26 protein-coding genes are annotated in these 24,679 nt (G+C 48.8%); 1 reads left to right on the plus strand and 25 read right to left on the minus strand.

All coding sequences use genetic code 11. From position 1 onward, the window contains the following. Position 1 precedes the first annotated feature (1 nt). The 23 genes from N3Z11_RS07680 to yceD all read right to left on the minus strand — a co-directional run bounded on the left by N3Z11_RS07680 (position 2) and on the right by yceD (position 21,966). Positions 2-1,153: an efflux RND transporter periplasmic adaptor subunit gene (locus N3Z11_RS07680; protein WP_260656576.1), complete on the minus strand. Its 1,152-nt coding sequence runs from the start codon at positions 1,151-1,153 to the stop codon at positions 2-4. A gap of 131 nt (positions 1,154-1,284) precedes the next feature. Continuing rightward, positions 1,285-2,469 (minus strand): glycerophosphodiester phosphodiesterase family protein, encoded by a 1,185-nt coding sequence (locus N3Z11_RS07685; RefSeq protein ID WP_260656577.1) that lies wholly within the window; start codon positions 2,467-2,469, stop codon positions 1,285-1,287. Positions 2,470-2,539: 70 nt separating this feature from the next. Continuing rightward, positions 2,540-3,040: a GNAT family N-acetyltransferase gene (locus N3Z11_RS07690; protein ID WP_260656578.1), complete on the minus strand. Its 501-nt coding sequence runs from the start codon at positions 3,038-3,040 to the stop codon at positions 2,540-2,542. A 47-nt stretch (positions 3,041-3,087) separates the two neighbouring features. Further along, the gene (locus N3Z11_RS07695) at positions 3,088-3,474 is read right to left on the minus strand and encodes a hypothetical protein (RefSeq protein ID WP_260656579.1); all 387 of its coding nucleotides are present in this window, start codon (positions 3,472-3,474) and stop codon (positions 3,088-3,090) included. Between the two features lie 226 nt (positions 3,475-3,700). Next, positions 3,701-4,882: a 2-methylaconitate cis-trans isomerase PrpF gene (gene prpF, locus N3Z11_RS07700; protein ID WP_260656580.1), complete on the minus strand. Its 1,182-nt coding sequence runs from the start codon at positions 4,880-4,882 to the stop codon at positions 3,701-3,703. Positions 4,883-4,950: 68 nt separating this feature from the next. Further along, the gene (acnD, locus tag N3Z11_RS07705; RefSeq protein ID WP_260656581.1) at positions 4,951-7,536 is read right to left on the minus strand and encodes a Fe/S-dependent 2-methylisocitrate dehydratase AcnD; all 2,586 of its coding nucleotides are present in this window, start codon (positions 7,534-7,536) and stop codon (positions 4,951-4,953) included. 94 nt (positions 7,537-7,630) lie between these two features. Then, positions 7,631-8,761: a 2-methylcitrate synthase gene (gene prpC / locus N3Z11_RS07710; protein ID WP_260656582.1), complete on the minus strand. Its 1,131-nt coding sequence runs from the start codon at positions 8,759-8,761 to the stop codon at positions 7,631-7,633. Positions 8,762-8,891: 130 nt separating this feature from the next. Next, the gene (gene prpB, locus N3Z11_RS07715; RefSeq protein ID WP_260656583.1) at positions 8,892-9,779 is read right to left on the minus strand and encodes a methylisocitrate lyase; all 888 of its coding nucleotides are present in this window, start codon (positions 9,777-9,779) and stop codon (positions 8,892-8,894) included. Between the two features lies 1 nt (position 9,780). After that, positions 9,781-10,458, minus strand: coding sequence for a GntR family transcriptional regulator (locus tag N3Z11_RS07720; protein ID WP_260656584.1), 678 nt, complete (start codon positions 10,456-10,458; stop codon positions 9,781-9,783). Positions 10,459-11,002: 544 nt separating this feature from the next. Beyond that, positions 11,003-11,785 (minus strand): TatD family hydrolase, encoded by a 783-nt coding sequence (locus tag N3Z11_RS07725; RefSeq protein WP_260656585.1) that lies wholly within the window; start codon positions 11,783-11,785, stop codon positions 11,003-11,005. A 141-nt stretch (positions 11,786-11,926) separates the two neighbouring features. Then, positions 11,927-12,253, minus strand: coding sequence for a PilZ domain-containing protein (locus N3Z11_RS07730; RefSeq protein WP_260656586.1), 327 nt, complete (start codon positions 12,251-12,253; stop codon positions 11,927-11,929). Between the two features lie 11 nt (positions 12,254-12,264). Further along, the gene (gene holB / locus N3Z11_RS07735) at positions 12,265-13,164 is read right to left on the minus strand and encodes a DNA polymerase III subunit delta' (protein WP_260656587.1); all 900 of its coding nucleotides are present in this window, start codon (positions 13,162-13,164) and stop codon (positions 12,265-12,267) included. Then, positions 13,161-13,784 carry a dTMP kinase gene (tmk, locus tag N3Z11_RS07740; protein ID WP_409566857.1) on the minus strand — a complete coding sequence of 208 codons (624 nt, stop codon included), beginning with the start codon at positions 13,782-13,784 and terminating at the stop codon, positions 13,161-13,163. Before tmk ends, holB begins: the two co-directional genes overlap by 4 nt. Beyond that, on the minus strand, positions 13,781-14,788 hold the full coding sequence (gene mltG / locus N3Z11_RS07745) for an endolytic transglycosylase MltG (protein WP_260656589.1): 1,008 nt from the start codon (positions 14,786-14,788) through the stop codon (positions 13,781-13,783). The genes tmk and mltG overlap by 4 nt, the downstream gene beginning before the upstream one ends. A gap of 6 nt (positions 14,789-14,794) precedes the next feature. After that, the gene (gene pabC / locus N3Z11_RS07750; RefSeq protein ID WP_260656590.1) at positions 14,795-15,574 is read right to left on the minus strand and encodes an aminodeoxychorismate lyase; all 780 of its coding nucleotides are present in this window, start codon (positions 15,572-15,574) and stop codon (positions 14,795-14,797) included. 138 nt (positions 15,575-15,712) lie between these two features. Further along, positions 15,713-16,951: a beta-ketoacyl-ACP synthase II gene (gene fabF / locus N3Z11_RS07755; protein WP_260656591.1), complete on the minus strand. Its 1,239-nt coding sequence runs from the start codon at positions 16,949-16,951 to the stop codon at positions 15,713-15,715. 124 nt (positions 16,952-17,075) lie between these two features. After that, the gene (gene acpP / locus N3Z11_RS07760; protein WP_031564929.1) at positions 17,076-17,312 is read right to left on the minus strand and encodes an acyl carrier protein; all 237 of its coding nucleotides are present in this window, start codon (positions 17,310-17,312) and stop codon (positions 17,076-17,078) included. Positions 17,313-17,440: 128 nt separating this feature from the next. After that, positions 17,441-18,172: a 3-oxoacyl-ACP reductase FabG gene (gene fabG, locus N3Z11_RS07765; RefSeq protein WP_409566859.1), complete on the minus strand. Its 732-nt coding sequence runs from the start codon at positions 18,170-18,172 to the stop codon at positions 17,441-17,443. A gap of 25 nt (positions 18,173-18,197) precedes the next feature. Beyond that, on the minus strand, positions 18,198-19,139 hold the full coding sequence (gene fabD, locus N3Z11_RS07770) for an ACP S-malonyltransferase (protein WP_260656593.1): 942 nt from the start codon (positions 19,137-19,139) through the stop codon (positions 18,198-18,200). Between the two features lie 108 nt (positions 19,140-19,247). Next, positions 19,248-20,207, minus strand: a complete 960-nt coding sequence (locus N3Z11_RS07775) for a beta-ketoacyl-ACP synthase III (protein ID WP_260656594.1) — start codon at positions 20,205-20,207, stop codon at positions 19,248-19,250. A 6-nt stretch (positions 20,208-20,213) separates the two neighbouring features. Further along, the gene (gene plsX, locus N3Z11_RS07780; protein WP_260656595.1) at positions 20,214-21,254 is read right to left on the minus strand and encodes a phosphate acyltransferase PlsX; all 1,041 of its coding nucleotides are present in this window, start codon (positions 21,252-21,254) and stop codon (positions 20,214-20,216) included. A 6-nt stretch (positions 21,255-21,260) separates the two neighbouring features. After that, the gene (gene rpmF / locus N3Z11_RS07785; protein ID WP_031564938.1) at positions 21,261-21,425 is read right to left on the minus strand and encodes a 50S ribosomal protein L32; all 165 of its coding nucleotides are present in this window, start codon (positions 21,423-21,425) and stop codon (positions 21,261-21,263) included. A 16-nt stretch (positions 21,426-21,441) separates the two neighbouring features. Next, complete coding sequence (yceD, locus tag N3Z11_RS07790) at positions 21,442-21,966, minus strand: 23S rRNA accumulation protein YceD (protein ID WP_260656596.1); 525 nt, start codon at positions 21,964-21,966, stop codon at positions 21,442-21,444. Between the two features lie 139 nt (positions 21,967-22,105). Here yceD and N3Z11_RS07795 point away from each other — a divergent pair, with 139 nt between their 5' ends. After that, a complete protein-coding gene (locus N3Z11_RS07795; protein WP_260656597.1) occupies positions 22,106-22,696 on the plus strand; it encodes a Maf family protein in 591 nt (196 codons plus the stop codon). Between the two features lie 12 nt (positions 22,697-22,708). Here N3Z11_RS07795 and N3Z11_RS07800 read toward each other — a convergent pair whose 3' ends face one another. Together N3Z11_RS07800 and rluC are read right to left on the minus strand one after the other, a co-directional pair. Continuing rightward, the gene (locus N3Z11_RS07800) at positions 22,709-23,356 is read right to left on the minus strand and encodes an HAD-IA family hydrolase (RefSeq protein WP_260656598.1); all 648 of its coding nucleotides are present in this window, start codon (positions 23,354-23,356) and stop codon (positions 22,709-22,711) included. Between the two features lie 92 nt (positions 23,357-23,448). Next, positions 23,449-24,402, minus strand: coding sequence for a 23S rRNA pseudouridine(955/2504/2580) synthase RluC (gene rluC, locus N3Z11_RS07805; RefSeq protein ID WP_260656599.1), 954 nt, complete (start codon positions 24,400-24,402; stop codon positions 23,449-23,451). Positions 24,403-24,679 lie beyond the last annotated feature (277 nt).

Here is a 24,679-nt window from a genome sequence, read left to right on the forward strand (position 1 = left end):
GTTAGTTCCCCACTACAGCTGTCTGAGCAGTCGCAGTTGCATCAGGTTTTTTGTCGATATCAGCGGTTCTGTTTAAAGTGACAGTGGCACCTTCTTTAATAGCGCCCAATGGCTGCAATAACAGCTCATCACCAATGTTTACACCCGACAGCAGCTGTACTGTGCCCCAACGTGGATCTTTGGCACCCACCTGCACTTTCACTTTATGCAGCGTATTGTTGGTCAGCTGCCAGACAAAATGGTTGTCACCTTCCTGTACCAGCACCGAAGGTGGCACCATCAGGCTCTGCTGATTGGCAACGGCAATATGGCCTTCGGCATACAAACCGGCCACCAGCGGTTCTTCACTGTTAATAGCCACAAACACCTGAACCTGACGGGTGGTTTCTGCGGCCTGCGGGTTGATACGTTCAATCACCCCATCAAAACGCTGGTTGCTGTAACCATTCACTTTAAAATTCACCGCCTGACCGACTTTGACCTGTCCAACCTGATCAGCCGCAATAAAACCTTCGAATCTCATGCTGGATGGGTCAATCACCACCATCAGCGCTTTACCGATTTGCGCTGTATCACCGGCAGAGGTTTTGCGAAGTGCCACCACACCATCAAAAGGTGCCCGTACTTCTGTGCGCTCGAGCTGCTGTCTTGCTTCTACCAGACGGGCTTTAGCTGATGCCAGTTCAGAATGCGCCTGATTGGCTTTAATTTCGGCAGACTCCAGCACCTCGGCAGTCACCAGATTCTGTTTATGCAAAGACTGCATGCGGCGTAATTGTTTTTGCGCCTGATCGGCTGTGACCAAAGCTGAACGTTCAGCTTCCTGCGCCGACATGAGCTTATCTCGAAAAGTGGTTTGATCAAGCTGCACTAAAAGCTCACCGGCTTTAACCAAATCGCCGTTGTCTTTTAAAACCTTAGTGACGATACCGGCGACTTCGGCATTTATTTCGGCTTTTATCACAGGTTGCAGTGAACCCGACACCATAGGGCCGCGCGCTAACTCACTGGCTTTTAGCTGCAGAATATCTGCACTGACCAGCGATAAGGGTTTTGTTTCGGGTTTTGTGTCTTCAGTGGATTCAGGTTTACCGCAGGCCGTTAAAAATGTTGCGAAAAGAGCAACATAAAACAAGTTTTTCTGGAATTTCATAAGCAGGTCCGTCAACTTTATACAATAAGGTTTTTTATATTGTTCTTAGTGTACTGTATTTGTTAACGGAGCTTCTGTGCAAAACAGTAACAAGTTATGACAGGTTTCAGAACTTGATACTTTTCAGATAATTAACGTCCATTTTTACATACCTCAGCACGGATTTTTACGGCGATATCAGGAAAATCAGTAAAAACACCCTGAATCCCCTGACGATAGATCCAGCTCAGTTCATCTTGCATCGACGTCTGTTGGCCTGATCCATCCCGCAGCAGATAGTCTGCTTCCGCCCGATAGGTATAAGGATGCACCACCAGAGCGGCTTTTGCGGCTTCTGCTAACAAAGGCAGAACACCGCCAATTTGTGGGTACAAGTCTTGCCGCCAGGGGCCTATGCCGTCGGCATAGCTTGCCACTGCACTCAGTCCCTCTGTTGTCTGCAGCAAGCCATAATGCGCCCTGCTGCCGGCAAGGGCTTTTAACCCGGATGGTAGTTCAGACAACTGAAGCTGACCCTGACTTGCTGCATAAAAATCATAAGGTTCGGAAAAACTGTCTTTTGGCTGCATAAACTGCTGGCGGCTGTCGCCAAGTAGCTGCACCAGCTTAACCCGTGTTAAGCCGACGTGAGGCAGCAACTGATGTTTCAGCCGCACCAGGTTACTGACTTCAAAGGACTGAATATACATCTGGCCCGGTAAAGCAGAGGTTTTGCCTAACTGCTGTACCAGTAAAGCGGTAATATCTGTCGCTATCGGCTTACCATCATGCCTTTTACCAATATGGGCAAAATAACTGGGGTGTTTGGTTTCAATATAAATGCCAACGTCACGACCGGTTTGTTGCTGATGCCGGCTCAGCAGCTCCAGAACCTCTGCCAGGGTAACAATGCTATAAACACCATCCTGCACTGCACTTTGCGGCCTGAGCCTGGGCATACTTTCTTTGAGTTTCAGCGTGCGAAGTTCGGCCAGAGTAAAATCTTCGCTAAACCAGCCTTGCTGCCAAATACCGTCAACCTGCTTTTTAGTATAAAGGTGGGCAAATTCGGCTCTTTTGGCCACGTCTGTACTATGACTTAACTCGTTTTCATGGCGTATTATCAGGACACCGTCACGGCTTGGCACCAAATCTACTTCAATAAAATCAGCGCCTTGCTCTAAAGCCAGTTGATAAGCGGCTAAGCTGTGTTCAGGCAAATAACCGCTGGCCCCACGATGAGCTATCACCAGAGGCCAATAGGGGCAAACTTCTGTGGCATGCGCCCGGGCGGTAAAACCCAGCACAATAGTCAAAATACCCAAGAGCACACGCATAAAAAACTCCGGCTGTTAAAAAGCCAGAGTGTAAAAAGCATCAATGATATTTTGATGACAGTGCAGCGGCTTACAGTGTTTTTGTCAGATACAAAGCTTGTTCACCATTATAACTGGCCAGGTTCTGCTGCTGTGTTGCAGTTAAAGAAGACAAAATTTCAAAACCACGCTGTTGCCAATAAGAAGCAGAATTTTGCACAGCCACTAACGCAAGCGTATTTAAACCTTGAGCCACGGCATATTGCTCTGCCGTTGTGAGCAGATGTTGTGCTACACCCTGCCCGCGCGCATCTGTGCTTACAGCCATATCGTGTAAGTACAAGCAATCAGGTGTTGTCACCTTGGCAAAATCAGCGGCCAACGCATTGATTTTGCCGAGCTGCCCGGGGTAACTAAACAGATAACCCCAGAGTTTATCCTGATAACAGGCGACCCAGCAGCTTTGTGGAAAGGCGGAAAAACGGCGTTTTAACAGTTCAGCAGGTTCAAATAACTCAGCGGAGTAACAGCGGTCTTGCAGTTTTACGACAGCAGGCAAATCAAAAGCCTGCATCTGGCGGATCATCAACATAAATAACAGCCCACCTGCTGGTGGGCTTTCCTTTTTGCGGTCGGAATTTATTCCAGATTTTTTAACAGGGTTTTGTCTAAACCATCGCCGGCCAACAACTTAATCACGGCCTGGCAATGCTCCAGCGTAAAATCACCTTCATTAATTTGTGCATTAAGCGCATTACGGCGTTTTTTCACCACGTCGCTGATCACGCTGGCATCAATACTGTTTTTGGTGCGGGCGTCTAATTTTTCCAGCCAGGGATATAACGACTGCTCTGCATCAAAAGCAGCTTTGCGTACCTGTGGGTGGAAATCTTCGCAGGCATTGAGGTTCAGCAGATAAAAATTCAGGTAACCGGCAACTGTAACTAACTTGTAATCCTGATCTGCAGCCTGCACTGAGCAACTCAGGCTGGCGGCAATCAGGCTGGTAAGCAACCATTTTTTCATTGTGTGATCCCGCTGTTTTGACCTTCGACTGTACCAATCTAAACAGAAATATTTTAATTTGCAATCAATGCAAAAAAAAAGGAAGCGCTGTACAAGCAATAAGTTAAGCCGATAGCACAAGCCCTATGACGGCTGCGGTGCCAGAAAAAAACAGTCCGTACAGCAATGACGACAACCTTGTACTTCTTGTACTTTTTTACTGACACCTCATTGAGAAGCACTGCAGTTAAGCTGGCACCCGAACCCACCCTTCCATAAGCACCCTGGCGCTTCGGCTCATAATGGCTTTTTTGACTTGCCATTGGCCATCCACCAAAGCAGCTTCTGCGCCCACTCTTAAAGTACCGGACGGATGGCCAAACCGCACTGCTGTGCGCTCTCCGCCGCCAGCGGCCTGATTGACTAAAGTACCGGGAATTGCCGCTGCTGTGCCGATAGCCACTGCAGCCGTGCCCATCATAGCGTGGTGTAACTTGCCCATCGACAGCGCCCGCACAGATAAATCAATGTCGCTCGCTGCAATAGATTTGCCACTGGATGATAAATAAGCAGCAGGTGGTGCCACAAACGCAATTTTGGGTGTGTGCTGACGGCTTTTGGCTTCATTCAGCTCACTAATTAACCCCATTTTAAGCGCGCCATAAGCACGGATAGTTTCAAATTTTTTCAGCGCTTTGGCATCGCCATTAATGGCGTCCTGCAGCTCGGTACCGCTATAACCAATATCGGCCGCATTCACAAATATGGTTGGGATACCGGCATTGATCATAGTGACAGCAAAAGTACCAATGCCTGGCACTTCTAAACTGTCCACCAGATTGCCGGTTGGGAACATAGCACCACCACCGCCGTCTTCGTCAGCGGCCGGGTCTAAAAATTCAATCACCACTTCAGCGGCGGGGAAAGTCACCCCATCCAGTTCAAAGTCGCCGGTTTCCTGAACTTCACCCTGAGTGATTGGCACATGGGCAATAATGGTTTTACCAATATTGGCCTGCCAAATCCGCACAGTGCAGATGCCGTTTTGTGGAACACGCGAAGCGTCCACTAAACCATTGCTGATGGCAAAAGAGCCCACTGCCGCTGTTAAGTTGCCGCAGTTGCCACTCCAGTCGATAAAGGCTTTATCGATGGCCACCTGACCAAACAGATAGTCCACATCGTGGTCTGCTTTTTGGCTTTTACTTAAGATCACCGTTTTACTGGTGCTTGAAGTAGCGCCGCCCATACCGTCTGTGTGTTTACCATATGGATCCGGGCTGCCAATCACCCTAAGCAGCAGCTTGTCGCGCGCGTCCCCAGGCTGCTGCGCAGCCAAAGGTAAATCGGTTAAATTAAAAAACACACCTTTACTGGTGCCACCACGCATATAAGTGGCGGCAATTTTGAGTTGTGGTGCAAAAGTCATGATTTCACCTTGTTAAAAAAGCCGGTTCTGCAATGCAGACACCGGCTTGTATTTAATTATTGCAGCTGTTAAACAGCACCACCCAAAAAGTCTTTGGCAAAACGCTGCAGTACACCGCCCGCGTCATAAATAGACACTTCTTCTGCGGTATCTAAGCGGCAAGTTACCGGCACCTGCAATGTTTCACCACTGCGGCGGTGGATCACCAAAGTTAAATCCGCTCTTGGTAAACGCTCACCAATGACGTCGTAACTTTCTGTGCCATCAAGCGCTAAGGTCTGGCGGTTGGTGCCGGCTTTAAATTCCAGCGGCAATACCCCCATACCCACTAAGTTTGTACGGTGAATACGCTCAAAACCTTCGGCAACAATGGCTTCCACACCGGCTAAACGCACGCCTTTTGCTGCCCAGTCACGCGATGAACCCTGACCATAATCAGCACCGGCAATAATAATCAGCGGCTGTTTACGTTCCATATAGGTTTCAATGGCTTCCCACATCCGGGTGACTTTACCTTCTGGCTCAATCCGGGTTAACGAGCCTTGTTTCACCTTGCCATCTACCACTGCCATCTCGTTAATCAGTTTAGGGTTGGCAAAAGTAGCGCGCTGCGCCGTTAAATGGTCGCCCCGGTGGGTGGCATATGAGTTAAAGTCTTCTTCCGGCAAGCCCATTTTATGCAGATATTCACCCGCGGCACTGTCCATCATAATGGCGTTGGACGGCGATAAATGGTCTGTGGTGATGTTGTCACCCAGCACAGCCAGCGGCAGCATGCCTTTGAGTGTACGCTCGCCGGCTAAAGCACCTTCCCAATAAGGCGGACGGCGGATATAGGTGCTCTGTGGCCGCCAGTCGTACAGTGGGCTGATTTTTTCGCCAAAATCAACCGACACCGCAAACATCGGCTCGTACACTTTGCGGTATTGCTCAGGTTTTACGCTCTGTGCAACAACAGCGTCAATTTCCGCGTCCGTTGGCCAAATGTCTTTTAACCGTATCTCTTTGCCATCGACCACACCCAGCACATCTTTTTCGATATCAAAACGGATGGTACCGGCAATGGCATAAGCCACGACTAAAGCAGGTGATGCTAAAAAGGCTTGTTTGGCATAAGGATGAATACGGCCGTCGAAGTTACGGTTACCGGACAGTACCGCAGTGGCGTATAAATCACGCTCTATCACTTCCTGCTGAATGATTGGATCTAAAGCGCCGCTCATACCATTACAGGTGGTACAGGCAAAACCGACAATACCAAAACCTAAAGCTTCTAAATCGGCCAGTAAATTAGCTTCTTTTAAATACAGTTCTACCGCTTTGGAACCAGGCGCCAATGAGCTTTTTACCCAGGGTTTGCGGCTTAAACCAAGTTTATGGGCGTTCCGGGCCAATAAACCGGCAGCAATCACATTACGCGGGTTGCTGGTATTGGTGCAGCTGGTGATGGCAGCAATAATCACAGCACCGTCCGGCATTAAACCAGGGGTATTTTCCACCACACCACTGATGCCTTTGGCCGCTAAGTCGGTGGTAGCAACACGGGCATGTGGGTTGGAAGGTCCGGCGATATTCCGAACAACTGTCGATAAATCAAACTTCAGCACCCGAGGGTACACTGCTGTGGTTAAACTGTCGGCCCAAAGCCCGGCGGTTTTAGCATAGGTTTCCACCAGTTTAACCTGCGCTGCATCACGTCCGGTTAAGGTTAAATAATCCAAAGTTTGCTGGTCGATATAAAACATCGCCGCAGTTGCGCCGTATTCCGGCGTCATATTGGAGATAGTTGCTCTGTCGCCAAGGCTTAAGCTGCTGGCGCCTTCACCAAAAAACTCTAAATAGCTCGACACCACTTTTTGTTTGCGTAAAAATTCCGTCAGCGCCAGGACGATGTCGGTGGCCTGAATACCAGGCTGGGCTTTACCTGTCAGCTCCACACCAATAATGTCTGGCAGACGCATCCAGGACGCACGGCCAAGCATCACACTTTCAGCCTCTAAACCACCCACACCTATGGCAATGACACCCAAAGCATCCACGTGCGGGGTATGGCTGTCGGTACCGACTAAAGTGTCAGGGAAAGCCACGCCGTCTATGGCATGAATAACAGGTGACATCCGCTCTAAATTGATTTGATGCATAATGCCGTTGCCAGGCGGTATCACATCAACGTTTTTAAAGGCTTTTTTAGTCCAGTTAATAAAGTGGAATCTGTCGTCGTTGCGCCTGTCTTCAATAGCACGGTTTTTATCAAAGGCGTCTTTTTCAAAACCGCCATGCTCAACCGCCAGTGAATGGTCAACAATCAGCTGGGTTGGCACCACAGGGTTTACTTTGGCAGGGTCGCCGCCCATTTGGGCGATGGCATCCCGCAGGCCGGCTAAATCAACCAGCGCAGTTTGGCCAAGAATGTCATGACAAACCACACGGGCCGGAAACCAGGGGAAATCAAGCTCTTGCTTGCGTTCAATCAGCTGGCTTAAGTAAGCATTTAACTGTGCAGGTTCAGCGCGGCGCACCAGGTTTTCCGCATGGACACGGCTGGTATAAGGTAAGGTATCCCAGGCGCCCGGGCTGATGTTATTCACCGCCTCACGGGCATCAAAATAATCTAACTGCGTGCCGGCAAGCGGCTTGCGATATTGAGTGTTCATTTTTAGCTTCCAGAGCAGCAACTGTTGCTACCCAAAAAATTGAGCGATAAGCAGCATCAAGCAAAAAGGACGCTTTGCGTCCCTTTATGGTTGATTAGCCGCGCTGTGCAATAGGCGTAACTTCACGCGGCTCCACACCGGTATATTCAGCACTCGGCCGGATAATACGGTTGTCAGCGCGCTGTTCCATCACGTGAGCGGCCCAGCCGGTTAAACGTGAGCAAACAAAAATCGGCGTAAACAACTTGGTTGGAATGCCCATGTAGTTGTAAGCCGAAGCGTGGAAAAAGTCGGCATTACAGAACAGCTTTTTCTCGCGCCACATCACCGCTTCACAACGCACTGACACGTCATACAGTTTGGTGTCGCCGTTGGCTGCTGCCAGTTTTTCTGACCAGGCTTTAATCACAGCATTGCGTGGGTCTGATTCTGCGTAAATCGCATGGCCAAAACCCATAATTTTATCTTTACGCGCCAGCATACCCATTAAGGTTTCTTCGGCATGATCCGGGTTGTGCATCTTTTCAATCAGTTCCATCGCGGCTTCATTGGCGCCGCCATGCAGCGGGCCGCGTAATGAACCAATAGCGCCAGTGATGCAGGAATGCATATCAGAAAGCGTTGATGCACAAACACGGGCGGTAAAAGTTGAGGCGTTAAATTCATGCTCTGCGTATAAAATCAGCGAAGCCTGCATCACCTGGGTATGCAGCGCCTGCGGTTTTTCACCATGTAAAGTCCAGAGGAACTGCTCAGCGATAGAATCAGCTGCAGTTTCCACTTCAATACGTTTGCCGTGGTGGCTGTAGTTGTACCAGTAGTTAATCAGGCCAGGGAAAATCGCCAGCATGCGATCTGTCGCGTCCTGCTGCTGTGCAAATGATTGTTCTGTTTCCAGGTTACCCAGCATTGAACAGCCGGTACGCATCACATCCATCGGATGGGCAGAAGCAGGAATACGTTCCAGCACTTCTTTGAGTGCCTGTGGCAGGCTGCGCATATCTTTCAGTTTGCTTTTATAAGCAGCAAGCTCTGCTTCTGTTGGTAACTCACCTTTTAAAATCAGATACGCCACTTCTTCAAATTCACAATGCGCCGCTAAATCTTTGACGTCATAACCGCGGTACGTCAGGCCTGAACCAGTTTTACCCACTGTGGATAAAGCGGTTTTCCCTGCGATTTGACCACGCAGACCTGCGCCTGTTAACTCTTTTGCATTTGCCATGGGTAACTCCCCTTTGAATGTTGATGCTTAAAATTTTTGAACTTGCACCGGCTGGTACAGAGATAAATTTATAACCTGCCGTCAATCTGGTTAATTGCTGCGAATAAACGCAACTTGCAGATATTTGCTGTTATTTGTTTTTATTTTCAGCAAACAGCGCATCAAGTTTTTGCTCGTAGCTGTGGTAGTTCAGAAAATCGTACAGCTCCATCCGCGTTTGCATGCTGTCGATCACCGCTTTTTGGTCGCCATCAGCCAGAATATGCTGATACACATTGAGTGCTGCTTTGTTCATCGCACGGAAGGCACTGAGCGGATATAACACCATCTTCACGCCCACATCGGCCAGCTCTTGTTTATTAAACAGCGGCGTCTGACCAAACTCAGTGATATTGGCAAGCACCGGCACTTTAATCACATCGGTAAAAGCCTTGTATTGCTCCAGCGTGTACACAGCTTCGGCAAAAATGGCATCAGCGCCTGCTTCAACACAAGCCTGGGCCCGTTCAATGGCCGCCTGTAAACCTTGCTGCTGCAGCGCATCAGTGCGCGCCATAATAAAGAAGTTTTCGTCGGTTCTGGCATCCACCGAAGCTTTCACCCGGTCAACCATTTCTTCTAACGACACAATTTCTTTGTTGGGTCTGTGGCCACAACGTTTTTGCATCACCTGATCTTCAATATGAAAACCGGCCGCGCCGGCACGGGTCATCTCTTTAACGGTACGGGCAATATTAAAAGCGCCCCCCCAACCTGTGTCGGCATCGACCAACAGGGGTAAAGATGTGGCGCCTGTGATGCGGCGAATGTCTTCGCAGACGTCGTTCAGCGATGTCATGCCTAAATCCGGCAAGCCAAAAGAGGCGTTTGCTACGCCGGCACCAGATAAATACAGGGCCTGGTGACCAACACGTTCGGCCATCATGGCGGTGTAAGCGTTAATAGTACCCACCAGTTGCAGTGGGTGATGTGCGGTAATGGCCTGACGAAGTTTCAGACCAGCGCTTGCTGTTGCCATGTTAATTCCCCTGTTGCTTAAAGTGATTTTCAATATTACGTCTGGATGCACCTATATGACGGCGCATCAATAAATCGGCCAATTCACCATCGCGGTTGGCAATGGCATTGATAATAGCCTTATGTTCATCAAATGCCCGCGACACACGCGGACCATTCATGCCCAGCTGCACCCGGTACATCCGCACCAGAAAATACAGCTCGTCACATAACAAATTGATTAAATACGGGTTTTTACTACCCAGAATAATCCGGTAGTGAAAGTCGACATCGCCGGCTTCCTGATAATAACTTTCGCCTTCACGTACCCTCTGTGTCGACAAATGCTGGTCGAGCAGCTCCTGCACCTGAGCAATTTCGTCATCCGACATATGTTCGGCCGCAAGACGGCAAGCCAGTCCTTCCAGCGTTTCGCGAAGCTGGTATAACGAAACCAAGCCCGCCACCGACAACTTCACCACTCTGGCACCAGCATTTGGTGTGCGTTCAATTAAATGGCAACGCTCCAGCCTGGCTAAGGCTTCGCGCAGCGGCGCCCGGCTCAAATCGTACCTTTTGGCGAGTTCAGGTTCGGAAATTTTGCTGCCCGGCGCTATCTGGCCTTCAACTATTGCTTTTTGAATTTCCAGCAGCACACGGTCTGCTGCGGTTACAGGATCACGCCATATCGGACTCTGCATGATATTGTCGACAATTTGTAATGAATGCTGCCTTTTTACCTGTGCAATAGATGCTAGTCAACATAATTGTCGACATAAAATGCAAAATACTGTTTGTTTGTGTAGTGAATAGCGGGAAGGATATGTAAAAAAATACTGCCGTTTTATCTGAGACCTAACTTTAAGAAAGTTTTTTTAGATTATTTTAGGCTAATAGTTAAGTAATCAATAACTATGCAATATAAATAATAAGACTTTGATTTGAGCCTTAAACAGGGACTATCGCGCCGTTATTGGCTTAGATTGAATAAGCTGGGGATAACCCTTGCATAAGTTGGTAGCAACTTTGGGGAAACTTACAAATTGTTCACCTTTTCAACGCTCTGTCGACGAATTCACCACTGAGCATTTTTTGCGCGCTTGGCTACACTGAAGCCTATGTCACACTGCAACATTGGCAGTGTTCCTCCGGTAGCGCACGGCTCAGTTAATGAGCCATTCCCCTAGGCCCAGAACAATGCGGATTGGTTCTGGGCTTCTTTTCTTTCAGAGCTAACTTATTCAGTTAATTAGGTTTTTTTGCCAGAGGAAACAAACGGTAGAAGTTTTCCGTCGTTTGATGGGCAAGCTGTTCCACACTCACGCCTTTCAGCTCTGCCACAGCAGCGCCTACGGCTGTCACATAAGCCGGCTGATTGGTTTTGCCGCGATAAGGCACAGGGGACAGGTAAGGAGAGTCAGTTTCAATCAATAGCCGGTCGAGCGGCACCTGCTTCACAACCTCACGCAGTGGATCGGCATTTTTAAAGGTCATAATGCCGGAGAACGAAATATAAAAACCAAGATCAAGCGCCGCTTTAGCCATCGCCCAGTCTTCAGTAAAACAATGCAACACCCCACCACAACGTTCAGCCTGATATTGCCGTAAGATGGCCAAAGTGTCAGCTTTGGCATCCCTGGTGTGCACAATCAGCGGTTTGTTGACCCTGTTGGCCACCTCAATGTGCCGGATAAAAGCATCCTGCTGCAGTTGTTTGGTATCCGGGCTGTAAAAATAATCAAGCCCCGTCTCGCCCACAGCCACAACCCGGGGATCTGCCGCCAATTGCGCCAAAAGCTCAGCGTCCAGCACGTCCGTTTGATGTAGCGGATGTTCACCACAAGAAATCGACACCTGGGGATAGTCCTGCACCAACGCCGCCATGGCCGAAAACTCCGCAAGGCTCACCGACACACAGAGCATATGTTCAACCCGCTGCGCCTTAGCTGTGGCAAGCACTGCAGGTAAGTCCATGCCTAACTTTTCCAGTTCCAGGCGATCCAGATGACAATGGGAATCAACAAACAAAACAATATCTCCGTGCGCTATGGGCAAAATAAAACAGACTGCAGATGTTATTCAAAAGAAACCAATATTCCGGCAGGTTTGATGATTTTAGGATGGCGGAACGGGCGCAATCTTAGCTGAAGAGGCGCCACGCTGTCACTGTTACAATGTGTAGGTAGGATCGGTTGATTCCTGCAAACCGCTGATCAGTTTTTCGATTTTGTCGCGAAGACCAAGTTTGTCGTCAATAAAAGCCACACCTATACCGGCCGGGCTGTTATTTTGCGCACCATGTGGTGTGAGCCAGGCTACTTTACCAGACACAGGCGTGGCTTCCAGCGCATCGGGTAAAGTGACCAACAGCGCCAGCGACTGACCAATTTTATATTGGCGTGCGGTACGGACAAACAACCCACCTTGTTTCAGAAACGGCATATAAGCACGATTCAGTTCTTTGATGTCTAAAAAGTCCAGTGGGATTTCTTCCATTTATTCCTCTCTCAGCGCAGTAATACGGGCAAGTCCAATAACAAGGCAGTGAGTGCTAAGTTCTTATTCTGCCCCAAAATTTGCTGTTCGTCACGGCACCATTGTGCCAGGCGTTCAAACAGTGCCTGCGGTTTTGCCAGTTGTGGCGCGGATAACAGCTGCTGGCGCACAAAGTAGCTGAATAACGCCGCGGTATCGCCAAACTGTTCCAGCCTTTTAACGAGCTCCGGCAATGGCTGTTCAGCACGAAGATAAGCGCTAAGCTGTTGGAGCAAGGCGGAAATTTCTGCTGCGCTACCCGACTCTAACAATTCAAGCGCTTTTAGCGGTGCTCCTTCACAAAAACTCAGTAAAAAATCAGGAACAGCTAAGTTAGTTTGCGCCGAAAGCCATTGCATGGCAACCGGCGCCGCCACTGGCGCTATCAGCCATTTTTGACAGCGACTTAAAATAGTGGGCAATAACTGCTGCTCATAAGCCGTTTGTAATAATAAAAAACTATTGGCGCCCGGCTCTTCCAACGTTTTTAATAATGCATTGGCCGCTGCTTCGGTCATTTTGTGTGCCTGTGGCAATAATACAACCCGTGCTCCACCTTGTTGCGGCGAACCCTGCATAAAATGGCTGAGTTCGCGCACCGCATCTACACCCAGACTGGTTTCACTTTGTAACTGCAGTAAATCCGGATGATGCCCGGCTTTCACCAGCAAACAGCTTTTACATTGGCCACAACCTCCTGCAGCCAATGGCTGATTGCAAAGCAGCTGCTGCGCCAGATGTGAAGCCAGCAGATGTTTTCCGACACCAGCAGCTCCGGTCAGCAACAGCGCATGATGTAATTGCCCTGCTAAAGCCAATGTGCCCAGCTGTAACTGTGTTGTTTCAAGCCAGGGCGGAAGCTGCCGGTTCACGCAAAATGCTCCGTGAGTGCCTGACGGATGGCTTGTTGTACCTGCTCCAGTGGTTGACTGGCATCAATCACACAAATATTGGCTTCAGTGCCGGCTATTTGCAGATATTTGGCTCTGGTGCGCTGAAAAAAAGCCAGTTGCTCAAGCTCAATCCGGTCAAGTTCACCCCGTGCTTTGGCTCTTGCAAGACCAAGTGCCGGGTCAATATCCAGATAAAGGGTAAAATCAGGCCTGGTGTTACCCAGCACCGCAGTACGGATTTGATTGATTAACTGTTCATCCAGCTGACGTCCGCCGCCCTGATAAGCACGGGAAGATAAATCATGTCTGTCCCCCAGTACCCAGTCGCCGCGCGCCAGTGCTGGCTTGATGACCTGACTGAGTAACTGCACTCTGGCGGCGTACATCAGCAGCAATTCGGTTTCCGGCGCCATGGGTTCCTGCTGCACCGATTTGACCAAAGTTCTGATCTGCTCGGCAAGCGGTGTGCCGCCGGGCTCACGGGTTTGTACCACTTTATGCCCTTGTGCGGTTAGCCACTGATACACCGTATTGACTGCTGTGGTTTTGCCAGCGCCTTCCAGACCTTCAATCACAACAAACTGGCCTCTGCTCATCATTTTTTCCCGAAAATATACTGCTGAACCGCCTTGTTATGGGCATCAAGACTGGCTGAAAACTGATGTGAACCATCACCTTTTGCCACAAAGTACAACATCTTGCTGACTTCTGGTTTGGCAGCTGCCTGCAACGAAGTTGCGCTGACCAGCGCTATAGGGCCAGGTGGCAAGCCAAAATGGACATAAGTGTTATAAGGATGTGGATCTTTTAAATGCGCTCTGGTGATGTCACCCTGATAACGCTCCTTTAAGCCATAAATAACGGTTGGATCCGTCTGCAACTTCATGTTAAGCCTGAGCCTGTTCACAAAAACCGAAGCAATTAATGGTTTTTCTGCCAAAACTCCGGTTTCTTTTTCAATAATAGACGCCAGGGTTAACAGCTCATAAGGCGTTTTCAGCGGTAATGACGGGTCACGCTGCACCCAGGCTTTTTCCAGCTGAGCTAATAACGCCTGATGTGCGCGCTGATAAATCGATGATGCTTTGCTGTGGGCATGGTAATAATAAGTTTCAGGGAAAAATAAAGCTTCCGCGTCCGAAGGTGCCGGGCCCCATTCCGCTGGCCAGCGCACCAGCGCCTGCAGCTCAGCCACTGACTGAATATCGTTTTGTATAAATTCTGCCTGACTTAACGCCTGCAAACTTTGTTGTAAAGTTTCGCCCTCGCGCAACATAAAACTAAACTGCGCCACTTTGCCACTTCGAAACAAAGCCAGTTGTGACAACAGCAAATCTGGGTCAACCCGGTAGACGCCGGCTTTAATATCACGCAGCTCTGAATGAAATACACTGAGCATTCTCAGCTGAGTACACTGAAAACGGCTTAATAAACCCTGCTGCTGCCAACTTTGGCATAACGCCGACAAAGAACTTCCGGCTTTCACTTCAAAATAAGGACCCGCGAGCGCCAGCCTGGTCTGACTAAACTGCTGCACCTGATTACGCAGGCCAAAAGCAACTACAGCGCCTAATAGCAGCAGTACCACAATTTTTTTAAACATCCTGCGTTAACAACCTTCTTCAGAATAATTAGCCAGCAACTGCTGCACCGGCCGCACCGGCGCAAGCGACAGTGGCCGCTGTAAATAATGATGAACCGGTACCACCCCCATCAGGGCGTTACAGGCAAACATAGCCTCACAATCAGCAATATCCCGGGCCATAAAACGACCCTCTGTCACTGCCAGTTGTTTCATTAAAAATGCCCGCATGACGCCGGCAACACCGGCTTGACTAAGTTCAGGCGTAAACCATTGGTCGTTTTGATAAAAAAACATATTGGCGGCACTAAATTCAATGGCAAAACCTTCACTGTCAAATGCCAGCAACTCGTCATAGCCGCTTTGTTCTACTTCGTTTTTATGCAGCACAGTCTCAAGCCTGCTGGTATGTTTAATACCGGCCAGCAGCGGCTGAATACCTAATCGCAAACTGGCATTGGCCACAATGATGCCCTGTTGTTGTTGCACACCGTAGTCTGGTAAAGGGCTGGCCGTACAATAAATATCAGGTGCGGCCAGTGTTTTGGTGCTGTAACCACGACCACCATGGCCACGGCTGACCAACACTTTCACCACCTGCTCTGGCGCGCTGATCTGCGCCTGTGCCTGTGCTTTTACCTCTGCTTCGGGCATCAAACCAAAGCCGAGGCGTTGCATCGACTGCTGCAATCTGAGCCAGTGCAAGGGCCAGAATTGCAAAGCGCCATTTTTCACTCTGATAGTGCTGAAAATGCCGTCGCCATACTGAAAACTCCGGTCAGAAACAGAGGGTTGCTGCACACGCATGGCTTCAAGATGCCTAAAAGCGGTTAAAACGGCAGTATGCCTGAAATTTTCCGGCCTGAAAATGACAAGACCGCCAAAGCGGCGGTCCTGAATTACATGCAAAGGGTCAGTTTGCAGTTTTTCTGTACTTTAGCGAAATCAGACCTTACGGAACAAAATAGAGCCGTTAGTACCGCCAAAACCAAAAGAGTTACACAGTGCATACTCCATGGAAACCTGACGTGCTTCGTGTGGTACATAATCCAGGTCGCAACCCTCACCCGGGTTATCCAGGTTGATGGTTGGCGTCACCAGTTGATCCTGCAATGACAGAATAGTGATAATGGATTCAACCGAACCTGCAGCACCCAATAAATGGCCAATCATCGACTTACTGGAGCTCACCATCAGTTTATCGAGCGAGCCGGCAAATACTTTTTTAATCGCCATAGTTTCGGCAATGTCGCCGGCAGGTGTTGAAGTGCCGTGGGCATTAATATAAGCCACCTGATCAGCTGAAACACCGGCATCACGCAGCGCGTTGGCCATGGCATTAGCACCACCCCGACCATCTTCCGGAGGTGATGTCATATGATAAGCATCACCACTCATGCCAAAACCAACCAGTTCAGCATAAATTTTTGCGCCACGGGCTTTAGCGTGTTCGTATTCTTCCAGCATCACCACACCGGCACCGTCACCCAGCACAAAACCGTCGCGGTCTTTGTCCCATGGCCGGCTGGCTTGTTGTGGAGCGTCATTGCGGGTAGACAATGCGCGGGCGGCACCAAAGCCACCCATACCCAAATGGGTTGAGGCTTTTTCAGCGCCACCGGCTAACATGGCATCGGCATCACCATAGGCAATCATCCGCGCTGCATGGCCGATATTGTGCACGCCGGTAGTACAGGCTGTGACAATACTGATATTCGGTCCTTGCAAACCCAACATAATTGACAGATGACCGGCAATCATATTGATGATGGTTGAAGGCACAAAAAACGGAGACAGTTTGCGGGGACCACTGGCCAGCAGCTTTTCGTGATTTTCTTCAATCAGACCCAAACCGCCGATGCCTGAACCAATAGCGGCGCCGATGCGGCCGGCATTTTGCTCTGTTACTTCAATACCGGAATCACGGAAGGCCTGAATGCCCGCTGCCACGCCATATTGAATAAATAAGTCCATTTTCCGCGCCTCTTTGGCCGGGAAAAACGACTCGACATCAAAATCTTTAATTAAACCAGCAAACTTGGTGCTGTAGGCTTCGGTATCAAAATGGGTAATATAACCAATGCCACTTTTGCCTTGTTGCAGGCCCTGCCAGGTAGAAGCGACATCATTGCCAAGTGGCGTCAGCATCCCCAATCCAGTTACAACGACTCGACGTTTAGTCACTATGTCCTCCGCAAGGAAATTATCTTTCTCTGCTTTACTGCTACAAACCGGTTTCAGATCATCGGTTTGCCTGTGCCAGAAATGAAAACGGGTAGCTTAGCTACCCGTCTGCATCGCGCTTTGCTTATTCAGCGTGCGCCTTGATGTAGTCGATAGCAGATTGTACCGTCGTGATTTTTTCTGCTTCTTCATCAGGAATTTCTGTATCGAATTCTTCTTCCAGCGCCATGACCAGTTCAACTGTGTCTAAAGAATCGGCACCCAGGTCATCAACAAAAGAAGCTTCGTGTTTTACGTCTTCTTCTTTAACGCCTAACTGCTCAATGATAATTTTCTTAACGCGTTCTTCGATGTTGCTCATCTTTTCTTCCTTTTTCTCATATAAATCGCAACAATTCGTGCAATTTTGGATGGCGGCTAGTTTAGTGGCAAGCGCGGTCTGATGCAAGCAATGAGCGTTTCATTTCCTGCTGGTCAAACCTGATTCGCTTACACCATGTACATGCCACCGTTTACGTGAATCGTTTCACCGGTGATATAAGCCGCCTGGCGGGATGCCAAAAACGCGACCGTTGCCGCAATTTCTTCAGGCTGACCGAGACGATTCGCCGGTACCTGACTAAAGATTGCTTGCTTTTGCTCATCTGACAGATCTTTGGTCATATCGGTGTCGATAAAACCAGGTGCAATAGCGTTGACAGTTATACCACGAGACGCCACTTCTTTCGCAAGAGATTTTGTAAAACCAAGTACACCGGCTTTAGCAGCTGAGTAGTTGGTCTGACCGGCGTTACCCATTGATCCTACTACAGATCCAATAGTGATAATACGGCCTTGACGTTTTTTCATCATGCTGCGAAGCACGGCTTTGCTCATGCGAAATACCGAAGTTAAGTTGGTTTGCATAATGTCAAACCACTCTTCATCTTTCATCCGCATTAATAGGTTGTCGCGGGTAATACCGGCGTTATTCACCAGAATATCAATGTCACCAAAGTTGGTTTTAATGCTTTCGAGGCATTGGTCGATAGATTCTGCGTTAGCTACATCCAATACCAAACCCTGACCTGCGCCTAAATAATCGGCAATGGCCTGAGCGCCTTTTTCAGTGGTGGCGGTGCCAATCACTTTGGCGCCCAGTGCAGCAAGCTGCTCAGCAATAGCACGGCCGATACCACGGCTGGCACCTGTCACCAACGCGACCTGGCCTTCTAATGAAATAAAAGCTGTCATTTATGAAAATTCCTTATTCTGCAGCCGGAGTTAAGGCCGCTTTTAAACTGGCAACATCGTTCACCGAAGTTGTCAGCAGATTTTTATCAATACGTTTAATCAAACCGGCCAGTACTTTGCCTGCCCCAAGTTCAATCACTTCGGTGACGCCCTGAGCGGCCAGCCATTCGATACTTTCTGTCCAGCGTACCGGGCTGAATAACTGACGCACCAGCGCATCTTTAATTGCTGCTGCGTCGTTGGTAACGGCAACATCAACATTATTCAGCACCGGGATGACAGGGCTGTGAAATGACAGCGCTGCTAAGTCAGCGGCCAGTTTATCCGCGGCCGGCTTCATCAGGGCACAATGTGACGGCACGCTGACCGGCAGTGGTAATGCTCTTTTTGCACCATAACTTTTGCAAAGTTCGCCAGCCCGTTCAACAGCGGCTTTATTGCCGGCAATCACCACCTGGCCTGGTGAATTAAAATTGACCGGTGACACTACTTCGCCCTGCGCTGCTTCTTCACAGGCTTTGGCAATCAGCGCATCATCCAGACCAATAATGGCTTGCATAGCGCCAGTGCCGGCAGGCACTGCTGTCTGCATATAATGGCCGCGGTTTTCTACCAGCTTTACCGCATCTTTCAGGCTTAACACTCCGGCACAAACCAAAGCTGAATATTCACCTAAAGAGTGACCCGCCAGATAAGCCGGCGTCTTACCGCCCTGCTGTTGCCATAAACGCCATACCGCCACCGATGCGGTAAGCAGTGCAGGTTGAGTGCGGAAAGTTTCATTTAATGCTTCTTCCGGGCCATTGGCGACCAGCGCCCATAAGTCGTAGCCCAAAGCTTCGGAAGCTTCGGTAAAAGTGTCACGAACCAGAGGAAATTCGGCATAAAGTTCAGCTAACATGCCAAGGCTTTGTGAACCCTGACCCGGGAATACCAATGCAAGTTTGTTGGTCATTATTTTGCTCGCTTTGTATTTGTATTGTTTGGATAGCACAGCGCACTGCGCAACAACGGCCAGCAAACGACTGTTGTGCAGCAGTACTTCTCAGGCTTTATGCCGCTGTTAATATTTCACCAGCGCCGAAGCCCAGGCAAAACCACCACCAAAAGCTTCCAGCAGCAGGGTTTGTCCACGTTTGATACGGCCATCGCGGACTGCTTCATCCAGCGCTGTTGGCACTGTTGCCGCTGAGGTATTGCCATAACGGTCCAGGTTGATTACCACCTGGTCCATCGACATCTCCAGTTTGCGGGCAACTGCGGAGATAATGCGTAAATTCGCTTGATGCGGCACCAGCCAGTCAATCTGAGATTTATCCAGATTATTGGCAGCCAGCGTTTGTTCTACTACTTCAGACAATTTAGTGACGGCCACTTTAAACACGTCATTGCCTTTCATAACACCCCAGCTGTTGTGGATAGAAGCTTCATCACCACGGCGCGGGTTGTTGACGTATAAAAGCTCTGAATATTTACCGTCAGAGTGAATATGAGTTGATAAAATGCCCGGCTCTTCGGAGGCTTCCAGTACCACAGCACCGGCAGCATCCCCAAATAAAATCACCATAGAGCGATCTTCCGGACTGACTAACTGCGATAAACAGTCAGCACCAATCACCAGCACCCTCTTTGCCATGCCACCTTTAATATATTGATCAGCAATACTTAAGGCATAACAAAAACCGGCACAGGCCGCAGAAATATCAAAGGCGGGAATATTCGGAATATCCAGTTCACGCTGTACTTCACAGGCTGAACTGGGTAAAGCGCGTGAACCACTGGTGGTGGCCAGCACTATCATATCAATAGAATTTTTATCAATACCTGCAGCTTCAATGGCTTTTAATGAAGCTTGTGTACTCATGGTGGCCACAGTTTCGTGTTCACCAATAATACGGCGTTCACGGATGCCGGTACGTTCAATAATCCACTCGTCGGTGGTTTCTACCATGCTTTCTAAATCGGCATTGGTACGGATTTGCGCCGGGAAATAACTGCCGGTGCCTATAATGCGTGAATACATGAGGACCTACGCTTTATCGATTAATACGTGTTCCAACCGGTCTTTTATTTTTGCGGGCACCTGGCGTTCAACCTCGCGCACCGCCTGCCGGATGGCACTGAGAAATGCTTCTTTTGTCGCATTTCCATGACTTTTCACTACAATTCCGCGCAATCCTATCAGACTTGCACCGTTATAGTGGTCGGGGTTCACGCCGGTTCCGATACTTTTTAACAAAGGTTTGATCATCCAGCCGAATAAATGCGCAGACATACTGTTTTTCAGCGCCTGTTCAAACCTTTTAATAATGAGTTTGGCCACACCTTCACAGGTTTTTAGTGCCACGTTGCCAACAAAACCATCACAGACAATGACGTCGGCTTTGCCGGAGAAGATATCATTGCCTTCGATATAACCTATGTAGTTAATATCAGCGCATTCAGACAATAATAAAGAAGTGCGTTTGATTTGATCCGAACCTTTTATTTCTTCTTCGCCCATATTCAACAGCGCTACTTTGGGCCGGTGAATACCTTCAACTTCTTCGGCCATCACAGCGCCCATCACGGCAAACTGAAACAAGGTGTCGGAATCACAGTTCACCGTAGCGCCTAAGTCCAGCATAAAGACCGGGCTGCCAACTGTGGTGGGTAAAGCACTAATCAAGGCAGGTCGTTCTACGCCACCCAGCATTTTTAAGACAAAATGCGCCATCGCAATTAAAGCACCGGTATTACCGGCACTGACACAGGCATGCACCTGTTGTTTTTCTGCTAAATCCAGGGCAACACGCATTGAAGAGTCGCGTTTATTTCGCAGCGCTACCGAGGGTTTATCGGTCATTAGCACCTGTTGGGATGCATGTTTTACAGAAAGTTGCGGATGGTTAGAGATGCCAGCTTCAAGCAATTGCTGCTCAAGCGTCGTGGCGTCACCACAAAGAATTAAATCAAGATTGGGAAATTCTTCTACAGCAGCTATGGCTGCAGGAATAGTAGACAGGGGGCCATGATCGCCCCCCATCATATCTAAAGCTATTTTAAGCCGTTCTGGTTGCAACGAGTGCACCGCGACTTATTTAACTTTACGGCCTTTGTAGAAACCGTCAGCAGTGATGTGGTGACGACGGTGCGTTTCACCAGTTGTTGCGTCTACAGACAGCGTTGGGCCTGTCAACGCATCATGAGAACGACGCATATCACGTCTTGCACGAGATTTTTTGTTCTGTTGTACAGCCATTGCTATTCTCCTAAATTCACTTTTTCTTCAATTCTTGCAATATTGCAAATGGGTTCGGTTTTTCTGGTTCCGGCTCTATATGCCCGAAGCTCGTTTGCAACTTCGCTGGATCACATTGATCAGCATCATGCATCGGGAACAACGGTAAAGCCAGAATTAATTCGTCCTCAACCAATTGCCTCAAGTTAACTTCGCCGTGTTCGTCTTTTTCGATCACGTCGTAGCGTTCCGGAATTTCATCGTGAGCCGAATCATCCCCTTTTACAGGGGTATATGCAAAACTGCTGTCAATCGTCAGCGACATTTCGTCACCACACCTTTCACAGGTCAGACTGACAGTACACTGGGCTTCACCTTTAATAAAGACCAAGCCTTGTTCGTCGGTTCCGCAATCGATGATTACAGCAACATCACCTTCCGTGCTCAGCAATGACTCAGTAAAACGCGTCAGCGTGTTCAGCGGAATGATCCCTTCGTAACTCAGCCTTTTTTGTGCAGTACGGGACGGATCTATAGTGATTGGGATTTTTACCTTTTGCATAAGGCGCGCATCATATAGATCAAGGCCTGCACTGTCAAAGGGTTGATCACACTTTTGTCAATTTTTCACGCGCAAATCGGTGAAAAAATAAGTATAGTGCCGCCATTCATTTGCTTCAGAGAGAAAACGGAGCTGTTTTATGCCACAAAACCTTTGGCTCGCCTCAACTTCAGTCTATCGTAAAGCCTTATTAGAAAAACTCACCCCCAATTTTCAAACCGCTAAACCAGAAGTAGACGAAACAGCCCTGCCCGGCGAAACAGCAGAGGCGCTGGTAGAGCGGCTCGCTATTGCCAAAGCACGCGCAATTGCAGATAAGCTTAATGCGGGTCTGGTGATAGGTTCAGATCAGGTTGCTTTATTTAATGGTGCCATTCTTGGCAAACCTCATACTGTGGAAAACGCCTATAAGCAGTTAAAAGCTTTTAGCGGTCATAAAGTTACTTTTTTGACCGGTCTTGCCGTAGTTAATGCCGCAACGGGTAACGTCAGTCACTGTGTTGAGCCTTTTTATGTGCATTTTCGCGAGCTGAGCGATGATGACATCCACACTTATATCAAACGCGAACAACCGCTGAACTGTGCCGGTAGTTTTAAAAGTGAAGGATTAGGCATTACGCTGTTTTCCAGACTGGAAGGTGATGATCCGAACAGCCTGATTGGTTTACCACTGATTAAACTGCATCAGTTGTTAAAACAACAGGGCCGCGATTTACTGCTGCAGCCCTAACCCACATCAGACTCAGGCACAATGCGCCAACAGCTCCGGCAGCGAGTGGATCACCGCTTTTGGGGCAAATGGCGCAAAATCCAAAGCACTATGCACACCATGAGTAATGCCAACTCTTGGCATATCAATAGCGTGCGCCATTGCCAAATCATGAGTGGTATCCCCCACCATCAACGCCTGGTCTGCCGGGCAAGCAAGCTCAGCGAGAATAAGTTGCAGCATTTGTGGATCTGGTTTGGACTTTGCTTCGTCAGCACAGCGACTGGTGGCAAAAAAATGTGCGGTATTGGTTTCTTCCAACATCCGGTTGAGACCAATTCTGGTTTTACCTGTTGCCACGGCCAATAAATAGTCCTGTTGCCTGAGCCTTTCAAAAAGCTCGACAGCACCGGTAAAAAGTGGCGTCGCTGTTTTATCCTGATGCAGATATATATCTTTATAAGCTTCACATAACAATAAAACTGTTGGCTTATCAACATTGGGAAACAGAGTGGCAAAAGCGGTTTCCAGGCTCAGACCAATAATCTGTTTGGCCTGATGATGGTCTGGCACCGGAATATTCAGCGCTTTGGCTGCGCCTTGCACACAATTGACAATCTTGCCAATAGAGTCCATCACTGTGCCATCCCAATCAAAAATCACGACTTTTTGTGACGACATTTATTGCTACTACCTTTTATGCGAATAAAAAGCCGGCCGAGGCCGGCTTTTTAATCATCTGAACAAATGAAGGGGCTTTATGCTGTGTCTGGTTATTTTTTGGTGAGTTTCTGCAGAATTCGCTCAAGCTCAGCATCAAGCGGCGCTTCACACTTCATCACCGCCCCGGTATTGGGGTGGGTAAAAGCCAAAGTTTTGGCATGCAGATACAGCCGTTTTAACCCCAGCGCATTCATCTGCGCGGTAAATTCGTTGTCACCATATTTATCATCACAGGCTATAGGATGGCCAACACAGGCTGTGTGAACCCTAATTTGGTGCGTACGGCCTGTGACCGGAAAAGCTTCCACCAGGGTGCCTTCCACATAACGCTGCAGAATTTTAAAACGGGTTTCTGAGGGCTTACCGTCTTTTTCATCCACCCTTACCACCCGCTCACCGGACTGCAGGGTATTTTTCTTTAAAGGCTCTGTGACTTTTTTATTGCGGGCATCCCACTGGCCAGCCACTAAAGCCCAGTATTTTTTCTCGACAGTTTTTAACCGCAGCTGCTCATGCAAATGCGTCAGCACCGAGCGTTTTTTGGCAATTAATAAACAGCCTGAGGTATCGCGGTCAAGCCGGTGCACCAGCTCTAAAAACTTGGCGGTTGGACGCAAAGCACGTAAGGCTTCAATCACACCAAACTGCAAACCACTGCCGCCATGAACTGCCATGCCGGTAGGTTTGTTAATCACAATTAAATCGTTGTCTTCAAACAAAATATGGCTTTCAAGATTCTTTACCAGTGACAACTTGGTTGAGACCTGATCTTTTTCAGCCGACACCACCAGAGGCGGCACCCGCACCTGGTCACCGGCCTGTAATTTGTATTCAGGTTTGATCCGGCCTTTGTTCACCCGAACCTCACCTTTACGCACCACCCGATAGATCACACTTTTAGGCACACCTTTGAGCCTGGCCAGCAAAAAATTATCCAGGCGCTGTCCTGCATATTCTTCATCCACATCAATAAATTGGATCGGGGTTTTTATTTCATCAGTCATGCGTATTTGCTGCTCTGCTACTTCGGGTTTTAACAATATTTTCGGTTGCTATTATTTACTGATTGATGGGATAATCAGCCCGCTAATTGTGCCAGTGGTTTGAACCACTTACGGCCATTAGGGCGCTCATCAAGACGTAAGAGAAGATGTGAGGCACCGGTCGGGAGACAGATCATACCTAATTCGTGGTGAAAACCAACGACTTTATCTATCCCGAACGACAATAACGCCAGATGCTTGAGGTAATGCTGCGTAATTTGTTACCAACACCAGCACA

The sequence above is a fragment of the Rheinheimera sp. 4Y26 genome, assembly GCF_025245835.1.
GTDB lineage: Bacteria > Pseudomonadota > Gammaproteobacteria > Enterobacterales > Alteromonadaceae > Pararheinheimera.